This is a genomic window from Streptomyces sp. NBC_00009, assembly GCF_045040855.1.
Taxonomy (GTDB): Bacteria; Actinomycetota; Actinomycetes; order Streptomycetales; family Streptomycetaceae; genus Streptomyces; species Streptomyces aureus.
The window spans coordinates 7,641,444-7,662,623 of sequence record NZ_CP108312.1; the positions used below are offsets into that span (position 1 = coordinate 7,641,444).

The 21,180-nt window shown below is 71.4% G+C and carries 19 protein-coding genes; 13 read left to right on the forward strand and 6 right to left on the reverse strand.

The features are described from left to right. Positions 1-6: 6 nt before the first annotated feature. The 3 genes from paaK to OHA58_RS34630 all read right to left on the reverse strand — a co-directional run bounded on the left by paaK (position 7) and on the right by OHA58_RS34630 (position 3,985). Positions 7-1,302, reverse strand: a complete 1,296-nt coding sequence (gene paaK, locus OHA58_RS34620; RefSeq protein ID WP_405483658.1) for a phenylacetate--CoA ligase PaaK — start codon at positions 1,300-1,302, stop codon at positions 7-9. A gap of 163 nt (positions 1,303-1,465) precedes the next feature. Continuing rightward, on the reverse strand, positions 1,466-2,257 hold the full coding sequence (locus OHA58_RS34625; protein ID WP_405483659.1) for a GNAT family N-acetyltransferase: 792 nt from the start codon (positions 2,255-2,257) through the stop codon (positions 1,466-1,468). 111 nt (positions 2,258-2,368) lie between these two features. Further along, on the reverse strand, positions 2,369-3,985 hold the full coding sequence (locus tag OHA58_RS34630; protein ID WP_405483660.1) for an acyl-CoA synthetase: 1,617 nt from the start codon (positions 3,983-3,985) through the stop codon (positions 2,369-2,371). A 196-nt stretch (positions 3,986-4,181) separates the two neighbouring features. On the opposite strand from OHA58_RS34630, the gene OHA58_RS34635 reads away from it, so the two are divergent. From OHA58_RS34635 to OHA58_RS34660, 6 genes are all read left to right on the forward strand, one after another. Next, positions 4,182-5,018 (forward strand): crotonase/enoyl-CoA hydratase family protein, encoded by an 837-nt coding sequence (locus OHA58_RS34635; RefSeq protein ID WP_405483661.1) that lies wholly within the window; start codon positions 4,182-4,184, stop codon positions 5,016-5,018. 28 nt (positions 5,019-5,046) lie between these two features. Further along, complete coding sequence (locus tag OHA58_RS34640) at positions 5,047-5,994, forward strand: Zn-ribbon domain-containing OB-fold protein (protein ID WP_405483662.1); 948 nt, start codon at positions 5,047-5,049, stop codon at positions 5,992-5,994. Continuing rightward, on the forward strand, positions 5,995-7,041 hold the full coding sequence (locus OHA58_RS34645) for a thiolase domain-containing protein (protein ID WP_382624527.1): 1,047 nt from the start codon (positions 5,995-5,997) through the stop codon (positions 7,039-7,041). It abuts the gene before it with no gap. Further along, entirely contained in the window at positions 7,038-8,225 is a 1,188-nt protein-coding gene (locus OHA58_RS34650; RefSeq protein WP_266568301.1) for a thiolase domain-containing protein, read from the forward strand. Before OHA58_RS34645 ends, OHA58_RS34650 begins: the two co-directional genes overlap by 4 nt. An 82-nt stretch (positions 8,226-8,307) precedes the next feature. Beyond that, on the forward strand, positions 8,308-8,550 hold the full coding sequence (locus tag OHA58_RS34655) for a DUF397 domain-containing protein (RefSeq protein WP_116500600.1): 243 nt from the start codon (positions 8,308-8,310) through the stop codon (positions 8,548-8,550). Positions 8,551-8,717: 167 nt separating this feature from the next. After that, the gene (locus OHA58_RS34660) at positions 8,718-9,632 is read left to right on the forward strand and encodes a universal stress protein (protein WP_405483663.1); all 915 of its coding nucleotides are present in this window, start codon (positions 8,718-8,720) and stop codon (positions 9,630-9,632) included. 15 nt (positions 9,633-9,647) lie between these two features. On the opposite strand, the gene OHA58_RS34665 is transcribed toward OHA58_RS34660, so the two are convergent. Continuing rightward, positions 9,648-10,358, reverse strand: coding sequence for a leucine-rich repeat domain-containing protein (locus OHA58_RS34665; RefSeq protein ID WP_405483664.1), 711 nt, complete (start codon positions 10,356-10,358; stop codon positions 9,648-9,650). Between the two features lie 73 nt (positions 10,359-10,431). Here OHA58_RS34665 and OHA58_RS34670 point away from each other — a divergent pair, with 73 nt between their 5' ends. Together OHA58_RS34670 and OHA58_RS34675 are read left to right on the forward strand one after the other, a co-directional pair. Then, complete coding sequence (locus OHA58_RS34670; protein ID WP_405483665.1) at positions 10,432-11,055, forward strand: CGNR zinc finger domain-containing protein; 624 nt, start codon at positions 10,432-10,434, stop codon at positions 11,053-11,055. Between the two features lie 208 nt (positions 11,056-11,263). Continuing rightward, positions 11,264-11,764 (forward strand): hypothetical protein, encoded by a 501-nt coding sequence (locus OHA58_RS34675; RefSeq protein ID WP_116500604.1) that lies wholly within the window; start codon positions 11,264-11,266, stop codon positions 11,762-11,764. Between the two features lie 68 nt (positions 11,765-11,832). On the opposite strand, the gene OHA58_RS34680 is transcribed toward OHA58_RS34675, so the two are convergent. Continuing rightward, on the reverse strand, positions 11,833-13,818 hold the full coding sequence (locus OHA58_RS34680) for an N-acetylmuramoyl-L-alanine amidase (RefSeq protein ID WP_405483666.1): 1,986 nt from the start codon (positions 13,816-13,818) through the stop codon (positions 11,833-11,835). Positions 13,819-14,136: 318 nt separating this feature from the next. Continuing rightward, positions 14,137-15,351: an ROK family protein gene (locus tag OHA58_RS34685; protein WP_405483667.1), complete on the reverse strand. Its 1,215-nt coding sequence runs from the start codon at positions 15,349-15,351 to the stop codon at positions 14,137-14,139. A gap of 202 nt (positions 15,352-15,553) precedes the next feature. Here OHA58_RS34685 and OHA58_RS34690 point away from each other — a divergent pair, with 202 nt between their 5' ends. Genes OHA58_RS34690 through OHA58_RS34710 form a run of 5 tightly spaced genes read left to right on the forward strand, consistent with a single transcriptional unit; the run spans position 15,554 to position 21,156 of the window. After that, positions 15,554-17,074, forward strand: coding sequence for a sugar ABC transporter ATP-binding protein (locus OHA58_RS34690; RefSeq protein WP_405485329.1), 1,521 nt, complete (start codon positions 15,554-15,556; stop codon positions 17,072-17,074). After that, entirely contained in the window at positions 17,071-18,072 is a 1,002-nt protein-coding gene (locus OHA58_RS34695) for an ABC transporter permease (protein ID WP_405483668.1), read from the forward strand. Before OHA58_RS34690 ends, OHA58_RS34695 begins: the two co-directional genes overlap by 4 nt. Next, positions 18,069-19,079: an ABC transporter permease gene (locus OHA58_RS34700; RefSeq protein ID WP_405483669.1), complete on the forward strand. Its 1,011-nt coding sequence runs from the start codon at positions 18,069-18,071 to the stop codon at positions 19,077-19,079. Before OHA58_RS34695 ends, OHA58_RS34700 begins: the two co-directional genes overlap by 4 nt. Further along, positions 19,076-20,284: a substrate-binding domain-containing protein gene (locus tag OHA58_RS34705; RefSeq protein WP_405483670.1), complete on the forward strand. Its 1,209-nt coding sequence runs from the start codon at positions 19,076-19,078 to the stop codon at positions 20,282-20,284. Before OHA58_RS34700 ends, OHA58_RS34705 begins: the two co-directional genes overlap by 4 nt. Continuing rightward, on the forward strand, positions 20,281-21,156 hold the full coding sequence (locus OHA58_RS34710; protein ID WP_405483671.1) for a sugar phosphate isomerase/epimerase family protein: 876 nt from the start codon (positions 20,281-20,283) through the stop codon (positions 21,154-21,156). Before OHA58_RS34705 ends, OHA58_RS34710 begins: the two co-directional genes overlap by 4 nt. Positions 21,157-21,180 lie beyond the last annotated feature (24 nt).

The window sequence follows — 21,180 nt, forward strand, 5'->3', positions numbered from 1 at the left end:
TACCGCTTACGCTTCCCGCCCCCGCAGGTCCACAATGCGCTTGATCTTGCCCACCGACCGCTCCAGCGTCTCCGGGTCCACGACCTCCACCGTCACCGAGACACCGATGCCGTCCTTCACGCCGGTCGCGATGGCGCGGGCCGCCGCGTCGCGCTCGGAAGCGGTCGCGTCGGCACGGGCCTCCGCGCGTACCGTCAGGGCGTCCATGCGGCCCTCGCGGGTCAGCCGGAGCTGGAAGTGCGGGGCGACGCCCGGGGTGCGCAGGACGATCTCCTCGACCTGGGTCGGGAAGAGGTTCACCCCGCGCAGGATCACCATGTCGTCGCTGCGGCCCGTCACCTTCTCCATGCGGCGGAAGGAAGGGCGGGCCGTGCCGGGCAGGAGCCGGGTCAGGTCACGTGTCCGGTAGCGGATCACGGGCATGGCCTCCTTGGTGAGCGAGGTGAACACCAGCTCGCCCTGCTCACCGTCCGGCAGGACCTCGCCGGTGATCGGGTCGACGACCTCCGGATAGAACTGGTCCTCCCAGATGTGCAGCCCGTCCTTCGTCTCGACGCACTCCTGGGCGACGCCCGGTCCCATCACTTCGGACAGGCCGTAGATGTCGACGGCGTCGATGGCGAAGCGCTCCTCGATCTCGCGGCGCATCTCCTCGGTCCACGGCTCGGCGCCGAAGACCCCGACCTTGAGGGACGTGCTGCGCGGGTCGACGCCCTGTCGCTCGAACTCGTCGAGGATCGTCAGCATGTACGAGGGGGTGACCATGATGACCTCGGGGCGGAAGTCCTGGATCAGCCGCACCTGGCGGGCGGTCATGCCGCCGGACGCGGGGATGACCGTGCAGCCGAGCCGCTCGGCGCCGTAGTGCGCGCCGAGCCCACCCGTGAACAGGCCGTATCCGTACGCGACATGGACCTTGTGGCCGGGCCGGGTGCCCGCCGCGCGCAGGGAGCGCGCCACCATGTCGGCCCACATGGAGAGGTCGTTCTCCGTGTAGCCGACGACGGTGGGCAGGCCCGTGGTCCCGCTGGACGCGTGCAGCCGGCGCACGTCCGTCTCCGGCACGGCGAACATCCCGAACGGGTAGTTGTCCCGCAGGTCGGTCTTCGTGGTGAACGGGAAGCGGGCCAGGTCGGCGAGCGAGCGGCAGTCCTCGGGGTGCACGCCCGCCTTGTCGAAGGACGCGCGGTAGAACGGCACCCGCTCGTACACGCGGCGCAGTGTCGCCCGCAGCCGCTCCAGCTGCTGTGCGTGCAGCTCCTCGGGGCCGAGCTGTTCCCCCGCGTCCAGCAGTTCTGTCATCGTCGACCGCACTCCCGAGCCCTGAGGGCCGACCGTCCACCCGGATTCACATAATGGGCGAATCGGTCGACCGATCATTCGGTTGATCCGTTCAGGGTCAGTAATTCAAGGGTCGGGGGCAGGCGTCAAGAGGCGGGACGGACTCAATCGCCGCCGGGTGGTCTCAGGCGCCCCCGGCGGCCCCGTGGACGTATGGAGTCGTGGTGCTCAGAGCCGCGAAGCCGAGGCGCTCCAGGATGGGGCGGCTCATGCTGGAGGCGTCGACCTGGAGGTAGCGGTAGCCGCGCTCGGCGGCGATGCGGGTACGGAACGCGACGAGGCTGCGGTAGATGCCCCGCCCGCGCCACTCGGCGACGGTGCCGCCGCCCCACAGGCTCGCGAAGTCCGTCCCCGGGTGCGTCTCCATGCGCGCCGCGCTCACCGGCACGTCCCCGGCCAGCGCGAGCACCGCGGGCACGGCGTCCGGGTCCTCGGCGAGCTGGGCGAGGAGCTGGTGCCGGGTGAGGCCGAGACTCCTGCCGAAGGCCTTGTCGTGCACCTCCGACATGAGGTCGACGCCCGCCTCGTCGGTGACGGGGAGGAGCCGGATCCCTTCGGGGGGCAGGACGTCCGTCGGCAGGGCCGCGACCTCGGCGACCAGGAGCGTCTCCACGGGCTCGGGGACGAATCCGGCGGCCGTGAGTCGCTGCGGAAGATCGTGCGGCAGGTCGTGCCCGTACACCTTCCACTCGAATCCGCGTCCGAGCTCGGTGAAATGGCGTACCTGGGCGGCGATCGCCGCGTCCGCCGAGCTCTCGTCGAGGTCCGACCACACGACCCCGTTCCAGGAGCTGCCCTCGGCGCCGGTCTGCCGCACCACGCCGTCCACCCGCTCGACCCGCGCGCCGGGGCCGTCGGGCTTGGCGTCTTGCCTCATCTGTCGGTCGAACAGGGACAACACCGCTTGATGATCCATCCGGTCACTCCAGCACCGGCGCGTCGGGGCGGCAACCGGTTTGTGCCCCGGCACGCGGCCGTGTCCCGTAGGAGCCGGCGCCGCGTCCGTTACGACCGTCGCCGTGTCCCGTTACGAGCCGTCCGCCGCCACCGCCCGCGCCCACCGGTAGTCCGCCTTGCCGCTGGGCGAGCGCTGGATGCGGTCGGTCAGGACGAGCTGGCGGGGGATCTTGTAGCCCGCGAGGCGGGTGCGGCAGTGGGTCTGGATGTCGTCGAGCGAGGGCGGTGCCGCGCCGTCGCGCAGCTGGACGACCGCGGCGACATGGTTGCCCCACTTCGCGTCGGGCACTCCGGCGACCAGCGCGTCGTACACGTCCGGATGGGACTTGAGGGCCTGCTCGACCTCTTCCGGATAGACCTTCTCGCCGCCCGTGTTGATGCACTGCGAGCCGCGCCCGAGGACGGTGACGATGCCGTCCTCGTCGACCGTGGCCATGTCCCCGAGCAGCACCCACCGCTCGTCGCCCTTCTGGAAGAACGTCTCGGCCGTCTTCGCGGGGTCGTTGTAGTAGCCGAGAGGAACGTGCCCGCGCTGTGCGATGCGGCCCGGCTCTCCGGGGGCGATCGGCTCGTACGTCGCCGGATCGACCACCTGTGTACGGGAGTTGACCCGTAGGCGGAAGCCCTTCTCCGGGCCCGAGTCGTCCGTCGCCGTGCCGTTGAAGCCGGACTCGGAGGAGCCGAAGTTGTTCAGGAGCATCACGTTCGGGACGAGCGCCTGGAACTGCGCGCGCACCGTCTCCGACATGATCGCGCCCGACGACGAGACGCTGAACATCGACGAGCAGTCGGTGCCCTTCATGGGCCCGTTCAGCGCGTCGATCAGGGGCCGCAGCATCGCGTCCCCGACGAGCGACATGCTCGTCACCTTCTCCTTCTCGACCGTGCGAAGGACCTCTTCGGGCACGAACTTCGTGTGGATGACGATGCGTTGGCCGAAGTTGAAGCCGATGAAGGCGGTGAGGGTGGAGGTGCCGTGCATCAGGGGAGGCGTGGGGAAGAAGGTGATTCCGTCGCCGCCGGCCGCGACGCGCTCGGACAGCTCCTCCGGCCTGCTCACCGGCTCGCCCGTCGGCGCGCCGCCGCCGAGACCCGAGAAGAACAGGTCCTCCTGGCGCCACATCACGCCCTTGGGCATGCCGGTGGTGCCGCCCGTGTAGATGATGAAGAGGTCGTCGGCCGAGCGCGGCCCGAAGCCGCGCTCCGGCGAGCCCGCGGCCTCCGCCTCCGTGAAGTCCACGGCCTTGACGGGCGGCGCGCCGGTCGGCGCGGTCCCCACGCGCACGAGGTGGCGCAGCTTCTCCGTCTGCGGGAGAGCGGCCGCGACGCGTTCGGTGAACTCGGCGTCGAAGACGAGCGCCGCGAGGTCGGCGTCGCGGTAGAGGTAGACCAGCTCCTCTTCCACGTAGCGGTAGTTGACATTGACCGGGACGATCCGCGCCTTGAGGCAGGCCAGTACCGTCTGGAGGTACTCGATGCCGTTGTAGAGGTGCAGGCCCAGGTGTTCGCCGGGGCGGATCCCGCTGTCGATCAGATGGTGGGCGAGGCGGTTGGCCGCCGCGTCGAGTCCGGCGTAGGCGAGCCGGCGCTCCGCGCCCGTGCCGGGATGGTCGATGTGCACGAGCGCCTCGCGGTCCGGGACCACGTCGACGACCGACTCGAACAGGTCGGCAAGGTTGTACTCCACCGCTCCTCCTGACCCAGGCGCCATCTCGATGTGGCCGTCATCTCAGCAGAGCCGCAGGGAACAGGGAAGGGCCCCCGCACAAGAAATCTGACTGACTGTCAGAAAACTCTTGAACTGGCCACCCGCCTACTGCAACCTGTTCTCGCATCCGAGACGTACGCGGCAGCCGAGACGCATCCGAGACGGGAGTACGGCCATGGGTGGCACGGAACACGACGCGGGACACGGGGCGGGTCACGGGACGGAACACCTCACGGTGCGGCGCGAGGGCGCCACCCTCGTACTCACGCTCAACAGGCCCGAGGCCAAGAACGCGCTCTCCCTGCCGATGCTGGTCGGCCTCTACGACGGATGGGTCGCCGCGGACGAGGACGACTCGGTCCGGTCGGTCGTCCTGACCGGCGCGGGCGGCACGTTCTGCGCCGGCATGGACCTCAAGGCCCTGGCCGGCAAGGGGATGGAGGGCGAGCAGTACCGGGACCGGCTCAAGGCTGACCCCGATCTGCACTGGAAGGCGATGCTGCGCCATCACCGGCCCCGCAAACCCGTGATCGCCGCTGTCGAGGGCTACTGCGTGGCCGGCGGCACGGAGATCCTCCAGGGCACCGACATCCGCGTCGCCGCCGAGACCGCGACCTTCGGCCTCTCCGAGGTCAAGCGCGCCCTCTTCCCGATCGGCGGTTCCACGGTGCGGCTTCAGCGGCAGATCCCGCGCACCCACGCCCTGGAGATGCTGCTGACCGGCAGGCACTACAGCGCGGCCGAGGCCCTCTCCATCGGGCTCGTCGGCAGCGTCGTCCCGGCCGGCACCGCGCTCGACAAGGCCCTGGAGATCGCCGAGCAGGTCAACGCCTGCGGCCCGCTCGCGGTGGAGGCGGTGAAGGCCTCGGTGTACGAGACCGCCGAGATGACCGAGACCGACGGCCTCAAGTCCGAACTGGAGCGCGGCTGGCCGATCTTCGCCACCGAGGACGCGAAGGAAGGCCCCAGGGCCTTCGCCGAGAAGCGTCCCGCCGTCTACCGGCGCGCGTGAAGCCCTCCGACCGCCAAGGAGTCATGAAGTGCCCGAAGTCCTCAAAGCCCCGCTCGTCGTCGAGTTCCCCTTCACCCGCTCGCTCGGCCCCGTCCAGAGCGCGTTCCTCACGGGCCTGCGCGAACGCACCGTCCTCGGCGTGAAGACCACCGACGGCAAGGTCATGGTCCCGCCCGTCGAGTACGACCCCGTCACCGCCGACGAGCTCCGCGACCTCGTCGAGGTCGAGCCCACCGGCACCGTCACCACCTGGGCCTGGAACCCCGAACCCCGCCGCGGCCAGCCCCTCGACGCCCCCTTCGCCTGGGTCCTGGTCAAGCTCGACGGCGCGGACACCGGCCTCCTGCACGCCCTCGACGCACCCGGCCCCGACGCCGTGACCACCGGCATGCGCGTCCGTGTCCGCTGGGCCGCCGAACGCACCGGCGCCATCACCGACATCGCCTGCTTCGAGCCGTACGAGGGGGCGGCGACGGATACCGAACCCGCCGCGCACGACGGGCAGTTCGACGACGCGGTCAGCGGGATCGTCGCCGAGGCTCGTCTCGACTACGTGTACTCCCCGGGCCGCGCCCAGACCGCCTACATCAACGCCCTCGCCGACCGCCGCACCGTCGGCGAACGCTGCCCGTCCTGCCGCAAGGTCTACGTCCCGCCGCGCGGCGCCTGCCCCACCTGCGGCGTCGCCACGACCGACCGGGTCGAGGTTGGCCCGGCCGGCACCGTCACCACCTTCTGCATCGTCAACGTCAAGGCCAAGAACCTCGACATCGAACTGCCCTACGTCTACGCCCACATCGCGCTCGACGGCGCCGACCTCGCGCTGCACGGCCGCATCGCCGGTATCCCGTACGACCAGGTGCGGATGGGTCTCAGGGTCGAGCCGGTGTGGACCGAGGGCGGCCGCTACCCCGACCACTACCGGCCCACCGGCGAACCGGACGCCGACTACGACACGTACAAGGAGCTGGTGTAGATGCGAGAGGTAGCGATCGTCGCCTTCGCGCAGAGCGACCATCTGCGCACCACCGACGAACTCTCCGAGGTCGACATGGTGATGCCGGTGCTGCACCAAGTGCTGGCGCAGACCGGCCTCAAGACCAGCGACATCGGCTTCACCTGCTCCGGCTCCTCCGACTATCTCGCGGGCCGCGCGTTCTCCTTCACCATGACCCTCGACGGCGTGGGCGCCTGGCCGCCGATCTCCGAGTCCCACGTGGAGATGGACGGGGCCTGGGCGATGTACGAGGCCTGGGTGAAGCTCCTCACCGGCGAGGTCGACACGGCGCTCGTCTACTCGTACGGCAAGTCCTCGCCCGGCTCCGTGCGCGATGTCCTCACCCGCCAACTCGACCCGTACTACGTGGCCCCGCTGTGGCCGGACTCGGTCGCACTCGCCGCACTCCAGGCACAAGCCCTGATCGACGCGGGCGAGACCGACGAGCCCGCGCTCGCCGGGATCGCCGCCAGGAGCCGGGAGTCCGCATCCTCCAACTCCCACGCACAGGTGAAGGGTTCGGTGCCGCAGGGCGACTACGAGGTGCAGCCGCTGCGCAAGGGCGACTGCCCGCCGGTCGGCGACGGCGCCGTCGCCGTGATCCTGGCCGCCGGTGACAAGGCCCGCGAACTGTGCGAGCGGCCCGCCTGGATCCGGGGCATGGACCACCGCATCGAGGCGCACAGCCTCGGCGTACGCGATCTCACCGACTCCCCGTCCACGCGGCTGGCCGCCGAGCGGGCGGGCGCCTTCGAACGGCCCGTGGACACCGCCGAGTTGCACGCCCCCTTCACCTCGCAGGAGGTCGTCCTGCGCAAGGCGCTGAAGCTGGGCGACGGCGTGGCCGTGAATCCCTCCGGCGGCGCGCTCGCCGCCAACCCGGTCATGGCCGCGGGTCTGCTGCGGATCGGCGAGGCCGCCGCCCGGATCCACCGCGGTGAGTCCGACCGGGCCCTCGCGCACGCCACCTCCGGCCCCTGCCTCCAGCAGAACCTGGTCGCCGTCCTGGAAGGAGACGCCCGATGAGCAGTACGGGGCACGCCACGCACAAGGAACCCGTGGCCGTCGTCGGCATCGGCCAGACCAAGCACGTCGCGGCCCGCAAGGACGTCTCGATCGCCGGGCTCGTCCGCGAGGCCGCCCAACGTGCGCTGGAGGACGCCCAGTTGACGTGGGCCGACATCGACGCCGTGGTGATCGGCAAGGCGCCCGACTTCTTCGAGGGCGTCATGATGCCCGAGCTGTATCTCGCGGACGCCCTCGGCGCGGTGGGCAAACCGATGCTCCGGGTGCACACGGCGGGCTCGGTCGGCGGCTCCACCGCCCTCGTCGCCTCCAACCTCGTCGCGTCCCGCGTCCACAAGACCGTCCTCACCCTCGCCTTCGAGAAGCAGTCCGAGTCCAACGCCATGTGGGGCCTGTCCCTGCCGATCCCCTTCACACAGCCGCTGCTCGCCGGCGCCGGCGGCTTCTTCGCCCCGCACGTCCGCGCGTACATGCGGCGCACCGGAGCACCCGACCACGTCGGCTCCCTGGTCGCGTACAAGGACCGGCGCAACGCGCTGAAGAACCCCTACGCGCATCTGCACGAGCACGGCATCACCCTGGAGAAGGTCCAGTCCTCGCCGATGCTGTGGGATCCGGTCCGCTACTCCGAGACCTGCCCGTCCTCCGACGGCGCGTGCGCCATGATCCTCACCGACCGTGCGGGCGCGGCCCGTTCACCGCAGCCGCCGGCCTGGATGCACGGTGGCGCGATGCGCAGCGAGCCGACCATGTTCGCGGGCAAGGACTTCGTGTCGCCGCAGGCCGGGAAGGACTGTGCCGCCGACGTCTACCGGCAGGCGGGCATCGGCGACCCGCGCCGCGAGATCGACGCCGTCGAGATGTACGTGCCGTTCTCCTGGTATGAGCCGATGTGGCTGGAGAACCTCGGCTTCGCCGACGAGGGCGGGGGCTGGAAGCTCACGGAATCGGGCGTCACGGAACTCGACGGCGACCTCCCCGTCAACATGTCGGGCGGTGTCCTGTCCACCAATCCCATCGGCGCCTCCGGCATGATCCGCTTCGCGGAGGCTGCGCTCCAGGTCCGCGGGCAGGCCGGAGAACACCAGGTGGACGGTGCCCGCAAGGTCCTCGGGCACGCCTACGGGGGTGGCTCGCAGTTCTTCTCGATGTGGCTCGTCGGGGCGCAGCCGCCCACGTCCTGAACGGCTCGCCGCCGCGGCCTGTCCGCCGCGCGGGCCGATCGCTAGGCTGGCGGGCGGACGACGAACCGGGAGGAGCACGGACGTGGCCGAAAGCACCATCGAGCAGCACACGCTCGCGGGTTGGGACAAGCCGGACCTCGATCTGAGTGCCGCGGACTGGCATTCGAGCAGCAAGGGGCGGGGCGACGTCCAGATCGCCTTCGTCGAAGGCTTCATCGCGATGCGCAACGGCGGCAGTCCCCAGAACCCGTCCCTGATCTTCACGCCCGCGGAATGGGGGGCGTTCGTGCTCGGGGCACGCGAGGGGGAGTTCGACCTGACCTGAGCCGGTCCGGCCTGACCCGAGCCGCGGTCAGGTGACGTTTCCGGCTTTTCCGACGACATGTGGCGTTCGGCCCTGCCCCTTGGTCCCGGTGTGCGCGAGGCTGGGGGCAGGAACAGTCGCTCTTGCCGGGGCCCGTCGACACCGTGCCCCGGTGTCGGAGGTTGGACATGAGTACCCCGCGCCCCCTGCCCGTCGTGTCCGCCGTCGACGGATCCGAAGACAGTCTGCGTGCCCTGGAATGGGCGCTGACGGAAGCGGGCAGGCGCGGGGCGCCCGTGCGGATCACTCATGTGCGCCAGTACGGCCCCTGGACTCAGCGCGGGGTACTGGCGTCCGGCCAACCGGAGCCCGCGGGCGACGCGGTCCTCGACGAGGTGCGCGCCACCCTGGCCGGTCGAGGCGATCTGCCACCGGTCGAATATGTGACCTTGGAAGGCGTTCCGGCGGCCGTCCTGGCCGAACTCGGGTCCGAGGCACAGCTGTTGGTCCTCGGCTCCCGGGGGCGCGGCGGCTTCGCCAGTCTGCTGCTCGGTTCGAACGGTGTGGCCGCGGCGCGGGACGCCGCCTGCCCCGTCGTCGTGGTGCCCAGGCCCGGACGCGCCGTACACGGTGACAGCGACGTACCGCCCGGACCGCGCGTGGTCGTCGGCGTCGAGGTGGACGAGCCCGACGACAGCCTCCTCGCCTTCGCCTTCGAGGAGGCCGATCGGGGCGGGGCGCGGCTCCAGGTGATCGCGGCGTTCCCGTGGCCGGTGCTCGCCTGGACGACGTTCGGCGACTTCACGCCCACGACCGTCGACCAGGAAGCGGCCGAGAGTGAGACCCTGACCCTGGTGAACGCCGCCGTGGCGCCCTTCCGCAAGGCGCACCCCGACGTCGAGGTCGACCTGTACGTGGCGCCGGGTGACGCGGCCGGGCACCTCGTCGAGAACTCCCGCGAGGCCGACCTCGTGGTCGTGGGCCGCCACCGGCGCCGCCTCACGCGCCCCGCACCGATGCTCGGCACGGTGACGATGGCGGTACTGCTGCACGCGGCGAGCCCGGTCGCGGTGGTGCCGCCGGTCCTGGAGGGCACGCCCTAGAAGATCCTTGGCGGATCAGTACAGGACCGCGCACCCCCGCGCCGTGAGCGTCTCGAGCAGCGCGGGCGGCACGTGCACGGGGTTCCACCGGAGGTCCAGCTTCTCCAGCGCGGGCAGCGAGGCGAGCCAGTCGGGCAGCGCGCGCAGCCGGTTGGAGCGCAGGTCGAGCCGGCGCAGCAGCGGAAGGCCGCGCAGGGATCCGGGTACGTCGGTGAAGGCGTTCTCCCGCAGTTCGAGTTCCCGCAGCTCACGCAGGTGCCGTACGGAATCGGGGAGGGCGGTGAGCCGGTTGCCGCGCAGCCACAGCTCGCGCAGCGCTCCCAGGCAGCCGATCGCGTCGGGGAGCCGGGTGAGGGTGGCGTGCTGGGCGCGCAGCTCCACGAGGCCCGTCATCGAGCCGATCGATTCGGGGAGACCTGCGAGCGGATTCTCGCCGACGTTCAGATAGGCCAGCCGCGAGAGCCTGCCGAGCGAGTCCGGGAGCGCGGTGAGCGCGTTGTCGTGCAGGTAGAGGAAACGGGTCAGGCCCGTCAGGTCACCGAGCGTGTCCGGGACCGAGGTGAGGCGGTTGTGCCCGAGATCGAGGGTGTGCAGATGGGGGAGCGATCCGATGCGGTCGGGGATCCGGGTGAGCGCGTTGTCGGGCAGGAGGAGAACCTCGAGGTGGGCGTGATCCCACACCTCGTCCGGTACGTCGCTCAGACCCGCCCGCCAGTACGAGAGCACCGTCGGCCTCCCCCGGAGATCTGGACCCCTGCTCAGAGATCTAATGGATGCGCGGGACCTTATCATTAGCCCCATGCGTGACATCAGCACAGGCCCGGTCGCCACACCGCTCGCCCTGGACCTCGCCCTCACCATCCGCCACGACGGGCACGGCGGTGTCGCCGACGACCTCGACCGGCCCGAAGCGCTGACGGCCTGGGTGCGCGAGCACGCCGAGGCGCTGCCGGACACCGCCGGGTTCGAAGCGGACGCGACGGCGCTCGCCGAGGTGCGTGAGGTGCGGGCCGCCGTCCGCGCGCTGTTCGCCCACGCCGTGCGCCCCGGCGACCCGAGCCCGGCGGACGCCCACCGGCTGCTCCCCGTGAGCGAGGCGGTGCGGCGCCTCAATGCGGCGGCGGCGCTCGCCCCGACCGTCCCCGTTCTCACCTGGGACGACGGCGCCACCCCCCTCGTGCGCCAGGAGGCGCGCACCCCGGCGCCCGCTTCCGACCTGCTCACGGCGGCCCTGGCCCGCGCCGCAGCCGGCTTCCTCGCGAGCGAGGACCGCGAGCGGCTGCGCGCCTGCCACGCCCCGCGTTGTGTGCGTTACTTCCTCAAGGACCATCCCCGTCAGGAGTGGTGCAAGCCGTCCTGCGGCAACCGTGCCCGGGTCGCCCGGCATCACGAGCGGCACCGCGCGGAGGCCGTACGAGACTGAACTCGCCACGGGGGAGAGAGCGTTGAGTGAGACCGCCGGCATGCGCCCGGACCGTCGCCCCCGGCCGGTTGCACACCCATGAGCAGACCGGACCGTCCGGGCCGGAACCCCCGACGCCCCGGGAACCGCCCGCGCCGGCCCGCTCGGGACCCCGCCGGGGCCGCGGCCCCCGCGCCACGGAGCGCCCCGGTGCACGTACCATTGCGGCATGTCCTTCCTCCGCCGACGCAGCTCCGCCACACCCGCGGGTCCTGACTTCGATGTCCTCGCCATGGACCCGGGCGACTGGCCGGGCAATCTCGGCGCGGGCCTGCTGCCCGCCCCCGACGGCAGCTGCCAGGGCGTCTTCCTGCGATACGACCTGTTCGGCGGCCGCGGCCCCGCGATGATCATCGGGAACCTGCCCGAGGGCTCCTCGGCCCGCGAGACCGCCGAGGGCGAGATCCCCTTCGAGGTCGCCCAGCTCCTCCTCGCGCTGGAGAACGACGAGGAGGTCACCGTCGTCGGCACCGAGGACGTCCCGGTGATGCAGGGCGACAACCTCCTCATCGTGCGCCGCCTCAAGCTCTCCGAGGGCCGTATCTCCTGCGTGCAGTTCGACCGCAGCGACAACGTCCTCGTGACCATCGCGGCCTGGGACCGGCCCATCACGGACGACCTCTACGCGCTCCTGAAGCCGCTGCCCCCGGAGCTGTTCCAGCAGGCCTGAGCCGCAGAAACCGGCCGGGCCCGGATCCGCCCCCACGGCAGATCCGGACCCGGCCGAGTCATGTGCCCTCAGGCGCCGGACTGCAGCACCTGCACGTCGGCGGCACGCACATACGCCACCCGGTGACCGAACTGGATCTCGTAGTAGACGTCCTTGCCGCGCACCACCCGGTGCGACGTCGTGTCGAACGTCGGCGAGTAGAAGTACTCAGCGGTCGTCCTGCCACCCGCGACGTACCGCTGCCCAGCGAGCAGCTTGTACGGCAGCGGGGAGACCGCCTGCGGGGTGATGTCCGCCGGGTACGCCTCCTTCTCGGGGTAGGCCCGCCCGTACACCGGGACATCCGTGCGGCCGGCCTTCGGGGCGATGACCAGGCCCGCCGCGTTCACGGCCGTGGGCTGCTTCTTCGGGTTCTTGAACCAGGCCTTCTGGCCGAGGTACCAGACCGCCGTCCAGTCGCCCTTGCGCTCCGCGACCGCGTACTGCTGGCCGGTCGACAGGCGTGCGCCCGTGTCGTTCACGCCGGTCGTGGAGTCCTCGCCGCCGGGCCGCAGCCCGATGTCCTTGATCAGCGGCGCGTCCTCGCTGGGCGCGGTGTACACCCGTACGGCGCCCGAGCCGTGCGTGGCGCAGGTCTCGCCCGCCTTGACGCAGCCTGTGTAGACGGGCTTGTTCCTGGCGAAGTCGGGGGCGACGGTGACGAGGCCGCCCTTCGTGCCTGCGGTCGCCTTGAACGGCTTGCCCATCAGCGCGAAGTAGTGGGCCCAGTCCCAGTACGGACCGGGGTCCGTGTGCATCGTCCTGATCCCGGCGGGTGTCGTGCCGGGCACGTTGTCATGGCCGAGGATGTGCTGCCGGTCCAGCGGGATGTCGTACTTCTTCGCCAGGTACTTCACCAGGCGCGACGATGCGCGGTACATCTCCTCCGTGTACCAGGAGTCCGGCTGGGCGAGGAATCCCTCGTGCTCCAGACCCAGGGACTTGGCGTTGACGTACCAGTTGCCCGCGTGCCAGCCGACGTCCTTGGCCTTCACGTGCTGGGCGATGTGCCCGTCCGTGGAGCGCAGCGAGTAGTGCCAGGCCAGATACGTCTTGTCCTGCACCAGCTGAAGCGTCGTGTCCCACGTCGCCTCGGTGTCGTGGATGACGATGTAGTCGATGCTCTGGTCGTTCGGCCGGTCGGCGAGGTCGTGGTTGCCGTAGTCGCCGTCCCCGAACTCCTCGTAGGGCGCCGGGATCCACTCGCACGACACGGTCGGCGGGCACTCGGTGCCGCTCTCGTCGGACTTTCGCAGACCCATGTTCCGCACCTGCGCCGCGTCGGGCTTCAGGCTGCGGTCGGCCGCGAGCTCGACGCGCTGCCCGGCGTCCGTGGTGCGCCGCTCGCCGTCGTGGATCACGGCGAACACGTCGTTCGCGTATGTCGCGGCCGTGGCGGTGTCGTCGGCGCCGGAGAACTTCGCGATCGCTCCGTACCAGTCGGCCGGGTCGGAGCTGAGGGGCTTGCCGAGGGCCTTCTGCGCCGCGACGAGGAGGGCGGCGCCGCCGCGCACATTGGCCGCGGGGTCGGAGCGCAGCTGTTCCGCGGGGATGCCGCTGAGCTCAGCGGCACGCGTCAACGATTTGAGGCGGGCCGGGAGTTGGGAGTTCTGCGGCACCTTCGTCTTGGGGGCGAGCGCCGGCCGTGACGCGTCGCCGCGCGGATCGCCCTCGGCCTCGCTGTGCGCCGCCACACCGGCGAGCGCGGCGCGGGCGTCCGTGAGGTGCATGGGGCCGTAGCCGCCGGTGACGCTGGGCGCACCGCCGTGCGTGTCCCACCGGGACTGGAGGTAGGAGACGCCGAGCAGGACGCTCTGGGGCACCCGGTACTCGGCCGCCGCGGTCGCGAACGCGTGCTGGAGCCCCGCGTTCGACGCCTCCTGGGCCTCGCTCGGAGGTGCGGCGCCGAGGAGGGGGAGCAGCAGGGCCGCCGTCGCGAGCGTCCCCGCCGCCCGGGCCGCCTGGTTCGTGCGTCTGCGGGCGGCCGGGGAGCGGTCGCTGGTGGTCGAGGGCAAAGCGGCCTCCTGGGAACGGTCCTGGGACAGATGAGCTCGACGGTGTGCGGGGGCGATCGTGGGTCAGTGGTATCGGCTGGCCGACGATCCGTCAATCATGCTCAGGGCAAGGGATTTCCCATGTCAGCGCCCGTTCGGCGGGCTTTCTCCGAGGAGGCCTCACCGCCTGCGGCGCGTCAGTGGAATGGACCAATGACTGTTCGCAAAGAGTGGGGCCGCCGTCTCGGCATGCGGGAGGGCGCCGCGAACTCAACCGCGTACTCCACCTGATCGGGGGATCGACCGCGCGGGTGTTCCCCGGCGGCCGGCCCGGCCTGGTCAGCGCGGCGACGCGCCCGCGAGGACCCGGTCCACCTGCTCCGGCGAGAGGGCGTGCTCGATCGCCAGGATGGCAGCGCCGACCACGGCCGCGTCGGCTCCGGTGCGGCTCGGCTCGATGCGCAGGACATGGGTGGCCAGCGGGTGGGAGCGGCGGTACACGGCCTCCCGCACGCCCGCGAGGAGTTGGTCGTGGACGGCCGCCAGCGCGCCGCCGACCACCACCGTGTCCGGGTTGAAGAAGTTCACCAGGCCCGCGAGGACCTCGCCGACCGCACGGCCCGCCTCACGCACCATCCGTACGGCGTCACGGTTGCCGGACTTCACCAGGCGCACGACGTCGCGGCTCGACGCGGCTTCCAGACCCAGGTCCGACAGCTCGCGGGCCAGCGCCGCGCCGCCCGCGACCGCCTCCAGGCAGCCCGAGTTCCCGCACCGGCACGGCGCCGCCTCCTGCCGGCTGTCGCCGACCCGGATGTGTCCGATGTCGCCCGCGCTGCCCTGCGCGCCCCGGTGCAGCCGGCCGTCCGCGACGATGCCGCAGCCGATACCCGTACCGACCTTGATGTAGAGGAGATAGCGGGTGTCCGGAAACGCACGGCGCTGCTCGGCCAGCGCCATCACGTTCACGTCGTTGTCGACGAGGGCCCGAACACCGAACCGGTCGGCGAAGAACTCGGGGATCGGATACTGGTGCCAGCCGGGCATGATGGGCGGATCCACGGGCCGGCCGGTGGTGAACTCGACGGGGCCCGGCACGCCCACACCGATCGACTGGAGCGAGGCCGGGTCGAGGCCCGCCTCGTCCAGGAGCGCGTGGAGCGTCCGCTCGACGTGGCCGAGAATCGACGAAGGCCCGTCGGCGATCGACAACTGGTCCTCACGCAGCGCGAGTTGATCCCCTCCGATGTCGAGGAGCGCAACGCGGCAGTGCGAGGCGCCCAGGTCGACGCCCGCCACCACATGCTCGCGGGTGCGCAGATGGAGGCGGCGCGGGGGTCTGCCGCCCGTCGAGTCCCCGGCCTCCGCCCCGGCCTCGATGAGGAAGCCGTGCGCGATGAGTGCGTCGACGCGCTGCGACACGGTCGACCGCGCGAGGCCGGTGATCCGCGCGACGTCCGCGCGGGTCGTGGCCGCCCCCGTACGCAGCAGGGCGAGGACCTCGCCGGGCGACGACGGCGGCGCGGAACTGAGGTGATCCGGCGCTCCAGACATGGCAGTCACGATAGGGACGAGTTTCGCTGCTCACAAGCCCGATGCTGTTCGCCGATCGACCTAAGTGCCTGTCAATTTCCTTTGTACGGACCAGGGTTGGGCCCTTGACAGGTCAAAGAAGGGTCAGCACATTGCAATGCAGACCGCTGCGGAAGACTGCCGAAGAGGCCGGAGAGGCTGAACGATGCAGGCGACACAGACGATGTTGGCGATGCACGGCGTGTCCAAGAGCTTTCTCGGTGTACGGGTGCTGCACGGGGTCTCCCTCGACCTCGCCCCGGGCGAGGTGCACGCGCTCGTCGGGGAGAACGGCGCGGGAAAGTCCACCCTGATGAAGGTCCTCGCGGGCGAGCACGTCCCCGACGAGGGCACCATCACCCTGGACGGCGCCGAGCAGTCCTTCACTCATCCCGCGCAGGCCCAGGCCGCCGGAATCGGCATCATCCACCAGGAGTTCGCGCTCCTGCCCCACCGCACCGTCGCCGAGAACGTGTTCCTCGGCCGCGAACCGACCCGGTGCGGACTCGTCGACCGCCGCGCCATGGAGGCGCACACCGCCGAACTCCTTGCCGAACTCGGCGAGTCGGGCGTCACCCCGCGCACCTACATCCGTGATCTGCCGGTCGCGCGCCAGCAGACCGTCGAGATCGTCAAGGCGCTCGCCTCCGACGACGCGCCGGCCCGCGTCCTCGTCATGGACGAGCCGACCGCCCCGCTCGCCGACCACGAGGCGGCCCAACTCCACGCACTCGTACGCAGGCTGGCCGACCGCGGCCTCGGCATCCTCTACATCTCGCACCGCCTCCGCGAGGTCTTCGACCTCTCGCAGCGCATCACCGTCCTCAAGGACGGCCGGCACGTCACGACCGTACGCACCGAGGACACCGACACCGACCAGGTCGTCGGCGCCATGGTCGGCCGGGAGCTCAGCGCCTACTACCCGCCGCGCGCCGGCCCCGGCGAGGCCGGCGACGTCCGGCTGACCGTGCGCGGCGGAGGCAACGCACGCCTGCGCGACATCGACCTGACGCTGCGCTCGGGCGAGGTCACCGGCATCGCGGGCCTCCAGGGATCAGGACGCACGTCACTGGCCCGCGCCCTGTTCGGCGCCGCACCCTTCACCACGGGCGCCATGACCGTGGGCGGCCGCGACCTGCGCCCCACGAGCCCGCGCCGGGCCATCCGCGCGGGGATCGCCCTGGTCACCGAGGACCGCAAGGCCGAAGGGCTCGCCCTGCGCCAGTCCGTGCGAGACAACGCGCTCCTCGTCACCCGGGCCGTCCCCGCGCGAGGCCGCCCGCCCGCGGCCCGCGACCTCACCGCCCTCCTGGAGCGGGTCCGGCTGCACGCGCGCGGCGAGGACCAGCAGGCCCAGTTCCTCTCCGGCGGCAACCAGCAGAAGGTCGTCATCGCCAAGTGGCTCGCCGCCCGCCCGCAGATCCTCCTCTTCGACGAGCCGACCCGGGGCGTCGACGTCGGCGCCAAGGCCGCCATCCACACCCTCGTCCGCGACCTCGCCCGCGAGGGACTCGCCGTCCTCATCGTCTCCTCCGAACTCCCCGAACTCATCGGCATGAGCGACCGCATCCTCGTCATGGCGGAGGGCCGCCTCGCCGGCGAACTCCCCGCCGGCGCGAGCGAGGAGGACATCATGCGCCTGGCCACACGCGGCGGCCCGGCAGCTCACCCGCCCGTCCCCGCCTCACCGGAGGGAAGCGCATGACCGGGACCGCCGTCGCCCCGCCGACCGTCGCAAAGTCCGACCCGCCGCGCAGAACCCGCCTTGCCGACCCCGCCGTCGGCGTCTGGCTGGCCGCCGCGGCCGTCACCGCGGCCGGCTGGATCGTGGTGGCCGCGCGCGGCGGGGACTTCCTCACCCTCGCCAACGTCGTCGGCATCCTCCAGAACTGCGTGGCACTCGGACTCGTCGCCGTCGGGCAGACCGCCGTGATCCTCACCGGCTCCCTCGACCTCTCCGTGGCGTACCTCATCAGCCTCGGCACGCTCGTCGCCGCCACCACGATGGAGGACGGCAGCGTCGTCACGGCCGTCCTCGCCGTACTCGCGCTCTCCGCGGCCGTCGGGCTCGCCAACGGCCTCGTCGTCACCGGGCTGAAGGTCAACGCGTTCATCGCGACGCTCGGTACCGCGTTCATCCTGCGCGGCTGGATCGAGGACAACTACACGGGCCCCGCCGGCAAGGTCCCCGCGTCCTTCCAGCACCTCGGCTACGACCGCATGGGGCCTGTCCCCGTCTCCCTGTTCCTGCTCGCCGCGGTCGCCGCCGCCCTGTGGTTCGTCACCCGCCGCACGCGCTTCGGCCACCACCTGTACGCGACCGGGGGCGACGAGCACGCGGCCCGACTCTCCGGTGTCCGCACCCGGCGCACCGTCGTCGCCGCGCACGTCCTGTGCTCGCTGTGCGTGGGAGCCGCCGCGCTCTTCCTCGCCGCGCGGCTCGGCGCGGGCGCCCCCTGGGCCGGCACCGAGGCCCGCTACGACCTCGAGTCGATCGCCGCCGTCGTCCTCGGAGGCACCGCGCTCGCCGGCGGCCGCGGGGGAGTGGCGGGCACGCTCGGCGGCGTCCTGGTCCTCGCCGTGCTCGACTCCGTCTTCAACCAGCTGGGCGTCGACCCGTTCTTCAAGAACGTCGTGCGCGGCGTCGTCATCATCGCCGCCGTCGCCCTCTACGCCCGACGCGGCACAGGGAGGCCCGCATGACCACGGCGAACCCAACCGTCAGCCCCTACAGGCGAGTTGCCCGCTCTCTCGGCACCGGCACCCCCGTCTACGTACTCCTCGCCGTGCTCCTCGTGGCCCTCGCCGCCACCGACCCCGGCTTCTACGAACCCGACCGCTTCCTCGCCTTCGTCAAACGCGCGGCGCCGCTCGTCATCCTGGCGGCGGGCCAGTATCTCGTCATCGTCTGCGGGGAGTTCGACCTGTCCGTCGGGGCGATCGTCACCGCCGGTGTCGTCGTCGCGGCGGAACTCTACGGCTCGTACCCGGATGCCTCCTGGGCCGTGGTGACGGGCGGGCTGCTGCTCGCCGGAGCGCTGACCGGTCTCGTCAGCGGGCTGATCACGACGAAGCTGCGCGTGCCGTCGTTCATCACCACGCTCGGCATGATGCTGATCCTCGAAGGCGCCGTCTTCTTCTGGACCGGCGGCTCCCCGCACGGATCGCTCCCGGAGGAGTTCCGCCGGCTCGGCCGCGGCACGGCGGGCGGCTGGCTGCCCTGGGCGGTCCTCGCCTGCCTCGTCGCGGGCGCCGCCGCCGTGTTCCTCATGCGCTCGGACTTCGGCCGCACCCTGATCGCGACCGGCGACAGCGAACGCACCGCCGCCCTCGCGGGCGTCCGCGTCCATCGGGTCCGCGTCATCGCGTTCGTCCTGTCGGGCGTCGCTGCCGCGCTCGCCGCCGTCCTCGTCGGCGGATTCTCCGGAGTGTCCGCGCAGGCGGGCCGCGGCTACGAGTTCGAGGCCATCACCGCCGTCGTGCTCGGCGGCGTCGCACTCGGCGGAGGCCGCGGCAGTGTCGTCGCCGCGATGGCCGGAGCCTTCTCGCTCCAGGCCCTGTTCACGCTGCTCAACCTGCAAGGCGTCTCGGGCGCCCTCGAATCCACGGTCCAAGGCGTCATCGTCATCGCCGCCGTAGGTCTCGGAGCGGCCGACTTCTCCCGCCTGCGCCGCCGACGTACTCACCCCTCGGGAGGGACCCCCTCATGACCCGCAGACGTCCACTCGCCGTCGCCGCCGCCCTGGCGGCCGCCGCGCTGCTCACCTCGTGCTCCAGCGACATGCCGGCCGACTCCGCGGCGGGCACGGCGTCGGAGAGCGCCGCGAAGGGGGGTGCCGACAAGCCGTCGAAGTTCTTCCAACAGGCCGAATACGAACGCCAGTTGGCTCTCGCCAAGGTCACGCCCGAGGGGCCCGCCGACAAGCCCTGGGAGCAAATGCTCGAACCCGAGATGACCGACACGGCCCAGTACAAGAAGAAGGGCTCCGGCGGCACGCACCTCTGCTTCTCCAACGCCGGCGTCTTCAACCCGTGGCGCCAGGTGGGCCTCAAGGACATGAAGGCCGAGGTGAAACTCCACAAGGAGATCACCGACTTCACCGTCCTCGACGCCCAGGGCAAGGACGACAAGCAGATCTCCGACATCCAGGAACTCGCCGGGAACAAGAACTGCGACGCCCTGATCGTGTCCCCGAACACCACAGCCACCCTCACCCCGGCCGTCAAGGAGGCCTGCGGCAAGCTGCCCGTCATCGTCTTCGACCGGGGCGTGGAGACGGACTGCGCCGTCACCTTCATCAACCCCATCGGTGGCTACGGCTACGGGGCCGTCGCCGCGGACTTCCTCGTCGACAAAGTCAAGCCCAAGGGCAAGATCCTCGCCCTGCGCATCTCACCGGGTGTCGACGTCCTGGAGACCCGGTGGTCCGCCGCGAAACTCGCCTTCGACAAGAGCCGACTCGACGTGGTGGACGTCAAGTTCACCGACGGCGACCCCGCCAAGACGAAGTCGATCGTGGCGGACGCGATCTCCCGGCACGGCTCGGTCGACGGCGTCTGGATGGACTCGGGCGCCACGTCCGTGGCCGCGGTCGAGGCGTTCGAGGACGCCGGCGTGGACGTCCCGCCCATCACCGGCGAGGACCAGCAGGACTTCCTCCAGGCGTGGAAGGACAAGAAGCTCACCGCGATCGCGCCCACGTACCCCACGTTCCAGTGGCGTACGCCGGTCATCGCCGCCCTGCGCGTGCTCGACGGCAAGCAGGTCCCCAAGGAGTGGAAGCTGCCGCAGCCCACCGTCACCCAGGACAACCTCGACGAGTACCTCCAGGAGGGCATGCCGCCGCTGCACTACGCCATGTGCGGCTGCCAGGACCTGCCCGGCTACCCGAAGGACTGGGGAGGCAAGAAGTGACCCCGCCCGCCTGGGAGTTGGGCGCCAACCCCTGGATCTGGCACTCGCCGGTCACCGGCCGTGCCCTCGCCGACACGCTGCCCCGCCTCGCCGCCTGGGGGTTCGACTGCGTGGAACTCCCCATGGAGAGCGCGGGCGACTGGGACGCGGGCGATGCGGCCAAGCTCCTCGACGCGACCGGTCTCACCCCCGCCGCCGTGATCGCCGTCATGCCGCACGGCCGCGACCTGGTCGACACGGACGCCGCCACGGTGCGCACCACCCAGGACTACTTACGCCACTGCGTGGACACCGCCCACGCGATCGGGGCTCCGGTGGTCGCAGGCCCCCTGTACGCGTCCGTCGGCCGGACCTGGCGGATGGACAGTGCCGCGCGCGAGGCCGCGTACGACGAACTGCGCACCCACCTCGCCCCCCTCGTCGAGCACGCCCGCACGGCCGGGGTGCGCCTCGCGGTGGAACCCCTCAACCGCTACGAGACCAGCCTGCTCAACACCGTCGCCCAGAGTCTGGACGCCCTCGACGGGCTGCCGCACGACGGGATCGGCGTCGCGCTCGACACGTACCACCAGAACATCGAGGAACACTCGCTCCCCGCCGCGGTCCGCGCGGCCGGGGACCGCATCGCGCACGTCCAGGTCTGCGCGAACGACCGTGGCACGCCCGGGGCCGACCACCTCGACTGGACCGGATTCCTGGACGCGCTGCGCGAGACGGGCTACCGAGGTCCCCTGTGCATCGAGTCGTTCACCGCGCACAACGACGCGATCGCCGTCGCCGCCTCCGTGTGGCGCCCGCTCGCCGACAGCCAGGACGCCCTGGCCACGGACGGCCTGCGCTTCCTGCGCGCCGCGACCGGCCGAACCCGCTGAACCTCTGAGCTCCTCCGAATTCCG